Annotated in this window: 9 protein-coding genes; 2 read left to right on the top strand and 7 right to left on the bottom strand. The window is 32.2% G+C overall.

All coding sequences use genetic code 11. The annotated features are described in order from the left end of the window. Positions 1-5: 5 nt before the first annotated feature. The 4 genes from B8869_RS00960 to B8869_RS00945 all read right to left on the bottom strand — a co-directional run bounded on the left by B8869_RS00960 (position 6) and on the right by B8869_RS00945 (position 3908). Positions 6-1514: an ABC transporter ATP-binding protein gene (locus B8869_RS00960; protein ID WP_084229903.1), complete on the bottom strand. Its 1509-nt coding sequence runs from the start codon at positions 1512-1514 to the stop codon at positions 6-8. Beyond that, positions 1502-2176 (bottom strand): energy-coupling factor transporter transmembrane component T, encoded by a 675-nt coding sequence (locus B8869_RS00955; protein ID WP_084229902.1) that lies wholly within the window; start codon positions 2174-2176, stop codon positions 1502-1504. The genes B8869_RS00960 and B8869_RS00955 overlap by 13 nt, the downstream gene beginning before the upstream one ends. 17 nt (positions 2177-2193) lie before the next feature. Beyond that, positions 2194-2796 (bottom strand): MptD family putative ECF transporter S component, encoded by a 603-nt coding sequence (locus B8869_RS00950; RefSeq protein WP_001060382.1) that lies wholly within the window; start codon positions 2794-2796, stop codon positions 2194-2196. Between the two features lie 140 nt (positions 2797-2936). Next, a complete protein-coding gene (locus tag B8869_RS00945; protein WP_084229901.1) occupies positions 2937-3908 on the bottom strand; it encodes a helix-turn-helix domain-containing protein in 972 nt (323 codons plus the stop codon). Positions 3909-4074: 166 nt separating this feature from the next. On the opposite strand from B8869_RS00945, the gene B8869_RS00940 reads away from it, so the two are divergent. Beyond that, positions 4075-5007, top strand: coding sequence for an IS30 family transposase (locus B8869_RS00940; protein WP_084229900.1), 933 nt, complete (start codon positions 4075-4077; stop codon positions 5005-5007). Positions 5008-5092: 85 nt separating this feature from the next. Here the strand turns inward: B8869_RS00940 and B8869_RS00935 are convergent, their stop codons facing one another. Beyond that, positions 5093-5524 (bottom strand): Dps family protein, encoded by a 432-nt coding sequence (locus tag B8869_RS00935; RefSeq protein WP_084229899.1) that lies wholly within the window; start codon positions 5522-5524, stop codon positions 5093-5095. 157 nt (positions 5525-5681) lie between these two features. Here B8869_RS00935 and B8869_RS00930 point away from each other — a divergent pair, with 157 nt between their 5' ends. Then, positions 5682-6539 (top strand): AraC family transcriptional regulator, encoded by an 858-nt coding sequence (locus B8869_RS00930; protein ID WP_084229898.1) that lies wholly within the window; start codon positions 5682-5684, stop codon positions 6537-6539. Positions 6540-6893: 354 nt separating this feature from the next. Here the strand turns inward: B8869_RS00930 and B8869_RS00925 are convergent, their stop codons facing one another. Further along, a complete protein-coding gene (locus B8869_RS00925) occupies positions 6894-7742 on the bottom strand; it encodes a copper amine oxidase N-terminal domain-containing protein (RefSeq protein ID WP_084229897.1) in 849 nt (282 codons plus the stop codon). 48 nt (positions 7743-7790) lie between these two features. Beyond that, a complete protein-coding gene (locus B8869_RS11545) occupies positions 7791-13040 on the bottom strand; it encodes an S-layer homology domain-containing protein (protein ID WP_159445216.1) in 5250 nt (1749 codons plus the stop codon). Between the last annotated feature and the right edge of the window lie 17 nt (positions 13041-13057).

Here is a 13057-nt window from a genome sequence, read left to right as displayed (position 1 = left end):
CTAAATTATTTAGCCTCCACAGCTCTTATCAGCTGTCCGATATTATCAATATAAAAATCTTCTGTTATTATCCCATTCTCTAGTTTTACAAGTCTATCACACGTCTTTGCTATAAATTCAATATCATGAGAAATTATCAAAAATTTTGTTCCTTTTTTTTGTTCCTCTTTGATTAATCTCCCCACCTTATCCATGCTCCTGAAGTCAAGCCCTGATGTCGGCTCATCCAATATAATAAAAGGAATCTCTCTTAACATAGCTACACATAGAACCAACCTCTGTTTTTGACCCCCTGATAAAGTTGCTGGATGCTTATCTCTTATATCATATAATCCAACTTTTTTTAAAAGTTCCTCTGCTTTCATAATATAATCTTCTCTATTTTTTAACCCAGTTAATAATTCATCCATCAAATCTTCCCCAAATAATTGAGAGTCTAAATCTTGAGGAATATACCATGCTTTGCTTAACCTCATCTTTTTATTAGCTTTGTGTCCATTTATATCTATTTCCCCATCAGTCTGATTTTGAATCCCAGAGCAAATTTTGCCGAGTGTACTTTTACCTGTGCCATTTATCCCCACTAAAGCAATGATTTCGTTGCTATTAAATTTAAGTGACACATCTTTTAGAACGAAATTATTTTTATATTTTTTACAAATATTTTTCAACTCAATGTCAAAACAATTGTCACTACTAATTTCTTTTTCTTTAACTTTATGGTCATCTAAAGCAATATCATTAAGATTTATTGAACGTAATCCCCATGCATTTAAGTCTTTTGAACTAATTTTTTCAAATTCTTCTGCTTTATAACTATTTATTAAAGATCCATTTTGTATTAATAAATACATATCCGCTATTCCTTTTAAATAAAATAACCTATGTTCGACAATTACTATAGTTTTCCCTTCGTTTTTTAAGTCCATTACAAGTTTTGAAAATTTATATATTGATTGTAAATCAAGATTTGCAGATGGTTCATCAAATACATAAATAGATGGTTCAATGGCTCTCGCTGAACATATTGCTACTTTTTGCCTAATTCCATAGGATAAATTGTATATCCTATTATTTAACAATTTATCAATATTCATTTTCTTACTTGATTCATTTACTCTTCTTATTATTTTATCACGCTTATATCCTAAATTTTCTGGTCCAAATGCAATTTCTCCATTAACTTCATTGGCAAAAAATTGGCTCCTAGGATCTTGAAATACATTACCAACCAGTTTTGCTATTTCCCAGGATCTTAAATTTTTGATGGATTTGCCGTCAATAAATACTTCTCCATCTAAATTTCCTTCGTAAAAATTTGGAATCAAGCCATTTATAGCTCTTGTTAAAGTAGACTTTCCACATCCAGACTCCCCTATAATTACACAACATTCACCATCTTTGATATCTAAATTTATATCTTTCAACTGTTCATCTTTATTGCTATTATACGAAAAAGATAATTTCTTAATCTCCACTTTATTATTCAATGATGCACCTCTCATATAAGACATAAAATAAATAAAATAAAGCTTGTAGTTATTATAATCATGTCGAATTTGCACAACTTGTTACTATAATATGAATCCTTTTTTATTGGGTTTTCAATTCCTCTAACAATCGCTGCTGCTGATAATTCATCCCCTACTTTTATAGAACGAAAAATTAAAGGAACTATCGCATATTCAAGAGTCCTCAAAGGATTTGATAAAATATGAAAAAAGTTGCCTGTAAATCCCCTTACTTTCATAGCTTCTTTTATTGTTCTGAATTCTCCAGCAATTGTTGGTACAAATCGGATAATTACAGTTAATATGAGTACAAAATTTTGTGGCAACAATAATTTATGGAATATTGAAATTAATTTTCCTGATGGTATCTTAAAAGTTAAAAATCCTGCCATGATTGGAACTATGAATTTATACAACATTCCCAAAAGCATTGGTGAAATTATAACTACACCTTTAGGTATCATTGTTAATAACCAAAATGTAGTAAAACTATATATCATAAAATAAATTATGCTCTGTTTGATAAAACCAAAATATGCTAAAAGCATGCAAAGCCATCCTACAAACAGAGCATGCATATAGTAACTTTTTGTAAATATTGACACCATGCAGGAAATAATAGTTAAAAAAAGACAAGTTATTCCACTTATTTTTTCTATTTTCATTTCCCATATATCTCCATTTACTCTAAAATACCCGCCTTTTTAAAATGCTTTTTAAGAATTTTTTGTGCAAACAAAACACCTAAAGCAGATAATATAACGGTTATTGTTACACCTAATAATAGTAATTTAGGTGAAGATACCAAATTATATTGCAATGTTAAGGTCTTATCTGCAAACCCACTCTCTAAAGCTTGCTTTTGATAAGATTCCCAAGCTATCCAACATGGAACTCCTATTCCCATGAACATACCAGCACCATAAACACTCCAGCCAATCATATTTCTTATTGGATTTATATAAGTGTCTTTGCCTATCATTACTATTTCACACAAAATAGCAAGTCCAATAAAATATGGAAGCATAAACACATAACCCATAGCTGCTGTGATAAGACCATAAATTAATATCCATATAAATAATAGCCCATGTTTATTAAGTCTGTTAGCTGCTACCAAGTAGAAAATAGCTCCTATAAACATTTCGATTCCAGCAGTCCCATAAATATACACAACTGGAACAGCAACCATACTCATTCCAATAACAATAGAAATTGCATAAAACAAGGCAATCATAATAGCTACTGTTACTACATCTTTTGTAGTCATTTTTTTATTGTTCATAAAACACCTCCGTTAATTAATAAAATGTATATAGAATGTGTATAGAGAATATTTAAAAAAAATATCCATCTCAACTTCATTATAAAGTAAGATGGATATTTTCTTTATAACCTGACAGCTCTTTATTTGCTCTAAAAAGGTCAGATGGATTTTTTTCTATATTCTTGAGGAGTTTGCCCAAAATGTTTTTTGAATGACTCGGAAAATTTACTAGGATTCAAATATCCTGACAAATCAGAAATCTCTCCTATTGACATTAAAGGTTTATGAATTAATAATTTAGCAGCAGCTTCTAAACAATTTTCCCTAATAAAATTACCTATTGAGCTTCCAGTTATGTATATGAAACATCTCTTCAAGCTGGATTCTGAAATAGCATATTTTTTTGATAAATCAGAAATAGAATATTTTTCAAAAGGATTATTTAGAATCGTCCTATAGGATTCTACAGTTGCTTGATATACTGGTTCTGAAAAAGAAGTTAACTTAAAAGTATCTTTACTTTCAACTAAGTTTAAAAATAATAATAACTCTATTGTTTTTATAATTGAATATGAAAGTCTTATCCTAGAATCTACTCTATAAAGTTCGCTAATAACATGGTCTATCTCATGACGTGAATGAATAATTAAAGCTGCACCATTTTTACACAAACGATCTTTTATTTCTAACAAATCAATTTTTGCATACGGAAAGTATTTATTAATAGAATTTTGTGCCTTTTCAATATCAATAAATATTGAAAGTCCCACATATTTTTTTGTTGGTATTCGTGAATCTTCAAAAGGAACTTTGCCTATTTCGATTACACTTAGATCACCTTTACCTATCAGAGCACGTTCATTATTTTCAAATTTAAACTCATAACATCCCTCTAAGCAATGATCTATTTCTAAAACCCCGCTTTTAGGATTTATTTTTTGATATGCCGTCTCCATATTTAGGTTATTATAAGATAACTGAACACCTTCAAATAAATTGTAGCAACGCATTTCGCCACAGCCAGTAGAATTTTCAATCGTATAAATTTTACATTCATCAGTAACCTTTTTTTCAGAAAATATATATCCTTCAAGGACATCTTCTATTATATCTGCCTGATTTAATTCCAAAACTCCACCTCCTAATGTATAATAATAATCAATTAATTTATACCCTAAAAATTAGTTTTTATATAAGATAGGTTGTAAAATTAAATGCGACATCTTAAATAATTAAAAACTCATACTAACTTCGTGTAAAATGTTAATAACGACAAAAACTAACACGGAGGTCAATATGAGCTATAAACATCTTACACTAAACGAAAGAAATAATATAGAGGTATTAAAACAAGAGGGCTATTCTTCTAGAAGAATAGCGAAAATTTTAGGCTGCCACCATTCAACAATATCAAGAGAACTTAAACGTTGTAACAATGAATATAAAGCACACACAGCAGAAGAAGATAAAAAGCACAAATCTTCACTTAAAGGCAGAAAAAATAAATCAACAAAGGAAATAATATGTGCCATTAAAGAAAAGTTGAACTTAAAGTGCTCACCAGAACAGATAGCAGGCACTCTATACAAGGGCAAATTGGCCTTTAAAACAATATATAATTGGATCTATTCAGGAATAATAGATTTCGATATATCAAAATTAAGAAGAAAATGTAAGTCTAGAAAAAACAAAGAAACAAGAGGAAGATTCAATATAGGTACATCTATTAGAAAAAGACCTAAAAATATAAAGTATAGAAATACATTCGGACATTGGGAATTAGATACAGTTGTATCATCAAGAGGCAAAAGCAAAGGATGCTTAGCTACATTCGTTGAGAGAAAAACGAGATTTTATATAGCACTACCAATGAAAGACAGAAGTAAGGATTCTATGTTTAAAGCAATCAAAAAGATATGTAACTCACTTCCTAAAGAATCTTTGAAGAGTTTTACATCAGATAGAGGTAAAGAATTTGCTTGTTATGATGAAGTTGAAAAACTCGGAATAGACTTTTACTTTGCTGATCCATATTCAGCATGGCAAAGAGGAAGTAATGAAAACTCTAATGGTTTGCTAAGAGAGTATTATCCTAAAAAGACGGTTTTGGCAGAAATATCTATAGAAGAACTTATTAAAAATTTAATGGAGCTCAATAACAGACCTAGAAAGTGTCTAAATTATCGAACTCCATTTGAATTGTTTTTACATGAACTTAGTTTAATTTAGGTGTCGCAATTTTATTTGCAATTCATCATATAAAAAAAGAGATTAAAGATAATTTTCCTTAATCTCCCTTAATTTTATTTGGTTTTTATTTGCTTGCTTGAGAAATCATCCAAATAGATTTGCTATAGCTTGCAATGAGCTCATCCATATCTGCAGATACTAAATAATTTTCTTCACTATCTGCATCTTTTTTAATTTCTTTAGCTAATTTTAAAAGATGTTTATAGTCATCATTTAACACTTCAAATATCTTCTTAATATCTTTTTCGAATTCACCTTCAACTTCTTCAATATCAGCATTTTCTAAAAAGTCTTTCATTCGTGATGCAGGCTTTCCACCTTCCATCAATATCAACTCTCCAACACTATCCACTTGAGGTAAGACACTGTTGTACATTTCTTCTAATTGACCATGAACTTGGAAGAACGCATGCCCTGAAACGTACCAGTGAAAACTTTGCAACTTGTGATAAAAAACGACCAAATCCGATAATAAAACATTTAATTTCTTTTCCATAATTTTTCTCCTTCTATAATTATTTATTTTCTAATCTATTTTCTAAAGCCTTATTGCTTATTTGATATTGATAGTATATGATATCCGAAAGACATTAAATAGCATTTTATAACTAAAAAATAGTAATATATAATCATTTATAGAGGATTTATACAAAATGAAAATAACTGATATTGAAATACCATTTCTCATAGAAGAAAATATTTGTTCCAACTCAAATACAAATGAAGAGCTTGCCCACTGGCATAATTCCATAGAAATAATTAAAATTCAAGAAGGGAAATTTCTCTGCCAAGTAAACGGAAAAATCCTTACTGTTGAACAAGGAGACGTGTGCGTTATAAACCGTGGTAAAATCCACCGTGTTCTAAATTACAAAATGCCAAACCTATGTAAGAAAAAAACTTTTATATTCAATCCTGATATTCTTTTTAAAAATGAATATATTTATAAAAAATATCTTTCCTCAATGCTATCCGACGAAAGATTTTCTCACATGAGGTTTAGATATAATAGTGCCCTGTCCAAAGAGATTTTCAGATTAATTGATGAAATAGAAGAAATACACTTAACTAAACCTATGGGCTATGAAATGGAAATAACTTCACTTATGATTATGATACTGCGCCGACTTTACATTGCCTATGAAACTTCTAGCGAAAGCATAAAAGACGGCGAAGACCAAAGTGTTCAAACTCAAAGAAAAATGGCAAGGTTCATATACGAAAATTATGGCAAGAAACTATCTCTTGAAGATATTGCAAATTCGGGTTCAATCAGTAAAAGCACCTGTATGAGAATTTTTAGAGAATATACAGGCAAATCTCCAATTAATTTCTTAAACAGTTATAGATTGGAACGTAGCACACAAATGCTCGAAGATACAGCAATGCAAATAACAGAAATTGCTTTAGAATGTGGGTTTGCTCAACAAAGTTATTACAACAAACTCTTCCTAAAAGAATATGGTATAACGCCTAAACAATATAGGAAAAACTTTTTGACCATAAACTGATAAGTTATCCATTGCTATTTATTTAACTTAATCAATCCCTCTTTCAAATCAATAAAATTTAACTATAAATTAGGCTCTATAATATCCATTAAGGAGGTTACTCCCCAATGGATATTATAGAGCCGAAAAATTGACAGTTTATTAAGCCCAAGTAAAATTAAGTAAAACTCCATTCCTATAGGAATGGACAAATATTGATACATAAAAAAATGTATCAACCCTTACCCTTTTATCAGGATTAAGGTTGATACACAAAATTATTTACATACCCCACTAAACTAACTAATTAATTAAATATTGTGTCCAGTTTCAAGGGTACACATCAAAAACCCATGGCCTTTTTTATTTACATTTTTATTTTGTTATACTTACTGTTCTTGTTGCTCCGTCCCATTCTACTTTTGCGCCTAAGATTTCTGAAATTGCTCTAAGGGGTACGAAGGTTCTTGAGTTTTTTATCACTGCCGGTGAGTCGATTGTTATCTTCTTGCCTGCTGCGCTTATTTCGTTGGAGCCTATTTTAAGTGTGGCTTTATTGTCTCCTATGATTACTGTATTCGTGTCTGCCTTCCAATCTACTTTTTCGCCAAGGGCTTCAGATATAAATCTTAGAGGCACCATTGTCCTTCCATTTTCTATATATGCCAGTGTCTCAGGTTTTATTTCTTTGCCTGATACGACGATTTTTATTTCGGAGCTTGTGGCCGCTTTCTCTACTTCGGCGTCTTTGGTTTCCACTCCTTTTGCATTTGCCCAATCAAATACCAAGTATGCTTTTTGTTCTCCTGAGCCCGGGCCTCCTCCTGCTATTGCGTCCATTGCATCTACCCAAACTGCTACCAATATTTTGTCTTCTTTCGGGTTTGTTCTTTCAAATTCGTGGGTCTTGTTGTACTCACCTGTTACAGGGCTTTGTTTTGTCTCTACTCTTGAAGAGTCTTTGTCTTTGTCATAGATGAATAGTTTTATTAGCTCTCCTTCCATGTTCATAAACTCCATCTTTTTTGCGTAAAGTTTATATGAATACTTGCCGTCTTTTTCCGTTACTTCCGCTGTGGGTCTGATGGATGCATTTCCCATGGATTCTTTGCCCGGTTCCCCAAATTTTTCAAGCTTTACAGGGACTTCGTATTTTGTCGCTGCAAAAACGAATGATGGTACTAAAACTAATGCCAATACTATTGATAAAAATATTTTTTTCATATTACACCTCTTTTGGGGGACAGCCCTTAGACTGTCCCTGTTTAATAACTAATTGTGATCAATGTTAAATAACACTTGTGCTACTTGAGCTCTTGTAAATGGTTTTTTCGGTGCGAAGTTGCCGTCGCCCATTCCGCTTACAACTCCAAGTCTTGCCATTTCACTTACCGCATCTTTTGCCCAGGACTCTATACCGCTTCCGTCGTTAAAGCTTGTAACAGTTCCCTTAGCATTTAGATTCTTATTAGAAACCTTCAAGAATTTACTCATTATAACTGCCATTTCTTCTCTTGTAAGGACTTTGTCCGGTGCAAATCTTCCTTGTCCCACTCCTGAGACTATGCCCATTTTATTTGCCCAAGCAATGTATGGGCTGTAGTACATTGAGGAGTCAACGTCTGCAAAGTTTTGGATCGTGTAGTCAGATGTGTTTACATTTAACATTCTTCCAAGTACCGTTACAAATTGTCCTCTAGTTATAGATTTGTTTGGACCAAATTCAGTATTTGAAAGTCCAAAGAAGTAATTCTTACCAACTACATAGTCAATAGCTTGCTTAGCCCAGTGACCGCTGATGTCTTTAAATGAATTAGATGAGCTACTATAATTAGAGCTTTGAGTTTGATTTTGTTGATTTTGTTGATTTTGTTTATTTTGTTGGTTATTGTTTCCACCATATCTTCCAACTTCTCTTGCATCATTCCAGTTAAAGGAAAGAATTGCATTTTGCTCTCCTCCTCCTGGACCTTTACCAGCTATTTCGTCCATAGCATCTACCCAAACTGCAACACTTACTCTGTCATATTTGCCGTTCATGTTCCATGACCAAGTGTTGCCTGATTGATCCGCTCTGTACTTGCTGCCGTCAATGATAAACAGATTTGTTAAGTTGCCTGTCAAGGTCTTGCCGCCGAATTCTCTTTGGATAGTATGGAAATTAACACTGTATCTAAATTGTCCGTTTCTCTCTTCCACTCTTGCAGTGTGATTGATGGCCGCATTTGCCATTGAGTAACCACTTTGGTATCCGTGAAGAACTTCTACCGGCACTTCGTATTGAACTGTAACAGGGCCGTTGTTTTGGTTGTTTTGGTTGTTGTTACCCCAGTCTCGGTTATTACCCCAGCCTTGGTTATTACCCCAGCCTTGGTTGTTACCCCAGCCTTGGTTGTTACCCCAGCCTTGGTTGTTGCCTGAATTATTTGGCTTACTTGTATCTAATGTAAGTCCTGCCGCAGCAGCTTTTAAATTGTCAATGGCAGATTTTACTTGCATGTCCGTAACATTAGGTTTAGTCAATAGGCTCATTAAAGAATTATATGCGTTAACATACATCATGTTACTTTGATAAGTGTATTGAGGTCCGCTTAAGTTGGCATATCTTCTCAAAGCATCTACAACATCTTCCCTACTTGGCACATTAGGTGTCGGCGTAGGTGTTTCTCCGCCGGGAGTTGCTTCAGTCATCTTGTTCTTGTCAAATACAAGTCTTGCATTTTGTGCCCCTGCACCGGGTTTGCCACCGGCAATGCCGTCCATAGCATCTACCCAAACTTTTACATAAAGAGTATTATCAGTTAAATTATCAAACTCAGTTTTAGTAAGTTTAATTCTAAATACCTTAGGGAATTGTTTTTGAGATCCGTCCATGCCCTGGTCTTCCATTTGTTCTAAAACTTCAGCCTGAATTGCCTCTCCCCTTATAGTATTGTCCTTAAAACTAAATAAATTAGTCAAATGCCCGTAAAATTTAGTTGCACCCAAAGGTATTTCAATACCTTGGAAAGTTAAATCAATACTTACATCATCGCCATTTATACTTACTTTAGCAGGAGATACTAAAGCTTTATTTCCCATAGACTCCTTATCTTGAGATGAGTGCATAAGCTTAACAGGTATGTTGTAAACTTTTTCACTTGCTCCTGGTGTAACATTTACATCATCGCTTCTATTAAAAGCATCTATTGCACTATTTAAATTAGTCAAAGCTTCGTTGATTTGATCTTGAGTGTTGGCACTATTTAAAACATTTTTAGCAGCATCAATAGCAGCCTTTAAAGTTTTAAAAGCAGCTTCGCTTTTTTTACCTTGGCTTATCTTTTCGGCATCCTTTATCTTAGCATCAAGATCTGTTTTGTTTAATTGTGCCTCTTTATCTGGACTAGATTTAAAAGCTTCTATAGCACTATTTAATGTAGTTACCGCTTCATCTATTTGAGTTTGTTCTGTTGCACTATTTAATACTTTTTCTGCTGATGCTATAGCAGCCTTAAGGGCATTAAATGCTTCGTCTGTCTTCTTGCCTTGTTCAACCTTCTTAGCTGTTTCTATTTCTTTTGTTAAAGCTTCTCTTTTTAAAACAACTTTTGGGACTTCCTTTAATCCGTCAAGTCCGTCTTTTAACATTTTGTTTAAGCTTTCAATTTTTTCCTTAGGTTGCTCAAACCTCTTAAGCCAATATTTATTAGCTTCAGCAACAGCTTCTTTTAACTTGTTGAAGGAATCTTCTGTATATTTTTTATCAGAGTTGCCCTTGTTTGTTATTTCTTCAGCTTTAGCTATTAAATCTTGGAAAACGTCTAAAATCTTTAGAACTAATCTGTTTTGTCTTATTGATTTTAATGACCTTATTACATCATCAATCGCTTCTTCTTTTGCTTGTGGATCTTCTAATAGTTTAATAGCTTCCTTATATTTATCTAAATATAATTTACTTCCTTCTTCCTTATACTCACCATTTAGTACATCTTTGTATAGGGACTCTTGTTCTTTTAATAACTTTTCAAGCTCCGGCTTGTTTTTAGCTTCTGTTACTTCTGGTGGGCTAGCCTTGAATTCGTCAATTGCTTTTTGAAGTTCATTTTTTGCATTTTCTAAATCTTCTTTAGAATTAATCTTATCTATTAATTCTTGAGCCTTTTTTATTGCTTCTTGTAGTTTAGTAAAGGCTTCTTCTGTCTTATCGTCTTGTTTTATTGCCTTAGCTTCATCAATTAAATTTTTTAACTCTTCTTTATTTAAAGGTTCTTCTTTTGGCAGATTTGTTTTATCAATGACAATTCTTGCTACTTGGGCTCCTGCTCCTGGTGTGCCACCATTAAAGCCGTCCATTACATCTACCCAAACTCTGCACCATAAGAAGTCTGATATTTCAAATAGATTCCTATCAATTGTAAAGCTAAATACTTGTGGGAACTCTTCCTTTTTTCCATCCATTCCTGTGTCCATAAATTTTTTCTCAATCTTAGCGGCGATTGGATTTCCATTTTCTTTTGGAGAGATGTTGTTTTCAAAATAAAACAGGTTTGTTAAATGACCCTTACTTTTGCCTATAGTTAATCCCTTAAATGTTAATTCTACTTTTACCTTGTCTCCACTATAAATTACTTTTGCTTGGGGAACTATGGCATTATTTGCCATGGATTTTTGTGTAGGGTCTGATTCTTTCATAATTTCTACTGGCGCTGTAAATACTTTTTCTTCCGTTGAATTTTCTTCCTCTTCTTGACCCTTTTCCTTTAATTCTGCCATAGCTGTATCAAGAAGGTTAATTAATCTTGCAATTTCTTCTTTTGTTTGGTCATATCGTTTCCTCCAAACAGCGTTTCCAGCATCCACAGCTTCTTTTAATTTTGCAAGAGACGTTTCGGTGTATTTTTCTTTACTTGCCTTATCATTTGTTATTTTTTCAGCGTTTTCAAGTTTTTTAGCAAAATCATCAACAATCTTTAATTTCAATTCCTGCTTTATTATCATTAAAGATCTAATCATTCTATCAATTGCCTCATCTGTAACTTGATTAGCTTCTAATAACTTTGTAGCTTCTACATATTTTCCTGCAAATTGCGAACTTTCAGGTTCCTTATAAAGTCCAGCATTAATGTCTTTATTTAGTTCATTTATAGAGTCGAGGAATTCTTTTAATTTTTTCTTGTTTCCTTCTTCAAGTTGACTTCCTTCCGGTCTTTTTGTACTTTGATCGAGTTTCAAAATAACATCTTGTTCCGACAATTTAGGTGTCCCCATTTTAGCAAAAGTTTTAAGTTCAATTCTATCTATATCAGCCTTGTTCATCACTAATCTAAATGTTCTAATATTATTTGCATTACTTATTAAACTAGCTTCTTGCCAATTTTCTTTGTCCCTATTATATTTTAATTTTTCTACTTCACTTGATACTCCAAGATATTCTTTTTTTACAAAAGTTATTTCATAAATATTTGAATTAGATTCTTCAATTAATAAAATACTAGGATTCATAAAGTTATTTGCCATGGAGTCTTCAGATTCATTACCAAATTGAACCAATTTTCCATTTATATTAAATCTTCTCTTTGATTCTTCTTTAGTAACTAATTGGTCAAGGGCTTTTTGTAGTTTCTCTTCCGCCTTATTCATTTGAAGGAGATTTTTTATTTTACCAGCACGAAAATCATTTCTAACTTCCGCTAAGACTCTTTGTAATTCTGTAATTGTAGAAAGAGTATAGCTGTCCTTATTTTTAATTTTTTCTTCTGCTTGTCTTTCAAGTTCTTTGAATTTTTCGTTTGAAAAAGGTGCTGCCTTTATTGCCTTATATTTTGTTTCTAAGTCTTTTATTCTTTCACTTATTTCGCTATCGTTTGGATTAGATTTTTCTAAAACTGCTCTAGCCTTGTCATAAGATTCTAAAAACTGACTTAAAGTAGTTACATCCCATATTTTTGTATCTTTATAAACATATCTGTATCTGTACTTATAAAGGTTTTTTGCAAGTTCGTTTTTCTTTTCTTTTTCTGTTTTTCCTTCTTTTGTATCTTCTCTTGCAATAAATTCAAGAATTTTCTCGTGAACTTTTTTTGGAATATCATCTCTTTGTCCACCCATGACAATAATGTCCTCTGGTTTTGGCATTGCTTTTATTTCACCAAAAGTTTTGCCGCCATATTTTTTAAGGCCCTTATTCTCTCCCTTAAATTGTCCCCAAATCATGGCTACTGAACCATAAACTCCATTTTCAAGATCTGTTTCATCTACAATACCTTCAACAAAGTTTGCATGTTTATTTATAAATACTTTTAACCTATATGTGAAACTCCTATCCTTTATAATTATTGTTTTTGCATCTGCATCCTTAGTTAATTCCTTAAGTATATTGTTATCATTTTCTGTTGCTTGTGTTATTGCATCCACTGCAGTATTCATAGATGCATAAACCTGATTATTAACAGGAAATGATGACACTAAAATAAGTGATGCCATTGTCAATGATAAAAATTTATTTTTCATCTTTTTCTCCTTTATAAATTTATTTTTCATTAAACTCTCCTTTCATA

This window comes from Peptoniphilus asaccharolyticus DSM 20463 (assembly GCF_900176115.1).
GTDB lineage: Bacteria > Bacillota > Clostridia > Tissierellales > Peptoniphilaceae > Peptoniphilus > Peptoniphilus asaccharolyticus.
This window is presented reverse-complemented; position numbering and strand designations above follow the sequence as displayed.

What these genes read in the sequence shown, in the direction of transcription:
- B8869_RS00935 (WP_084229899.1), bottom strand. Translation starts at nt 5,524, where the DNA reads ATGGAAAAGAAATTAAATGTTTTATTATCGGATTTGGTCGTTTTTTAT.
- B8869_RS00955 (WP_084229902.1), bottom strand. Translation starts at nt 2,176, where the DNA reads ATGAAAATAGAAAAAATAAGTGGAATAACTTGTCTTTTTTTAACTATT.
- B8869_RS00925 (WP_084229897.1), bottom strand. Translation starts at nt 7,742, where the DNA reads ATGAAAAAAATATTTTTATCAATAGTATTGGCATTAGTTTTAGTACCA.
- B8869_RS00940 (WP_084229900.1), top strand. Translation starts at nt 4,075, where the DNA reads ATGAGCTATAAACATCTTACACTAAACGAAAGAAATAATATAGAGGTA.
- B8869_RS11545 (WP_159445216.1), bottom strand. Translation starts at nt 13,040, where the DNA reads ATGAAAAATAAATTTATAAAGGAGAAAAAGATGAAAAATAAATTTTTA.
- B8869_RS00960 (WP_084229903.1), bottom strand. Translation starts at nt 1,514, where the DNA reads ATGTCTTATATGAGAGGTGCATCATTGAATAATAAAGTGGAGATTAAG.
- B8869_RS00950 (WP_001060382.1), bottom strand. Translation starts at nt 2,796, where the DNA reads ATGAACAATAAAAAAATGACTACAAAAGATGTAGTAACAGTAGCTATT.
- B8869_RS00930 (WP_084229898.1), top strand. Translation starts at nt 5,682, where the DNA reads ATGAAAATAACTGATATTGAAATACCATTTCTCATAGAAGAAAATATT.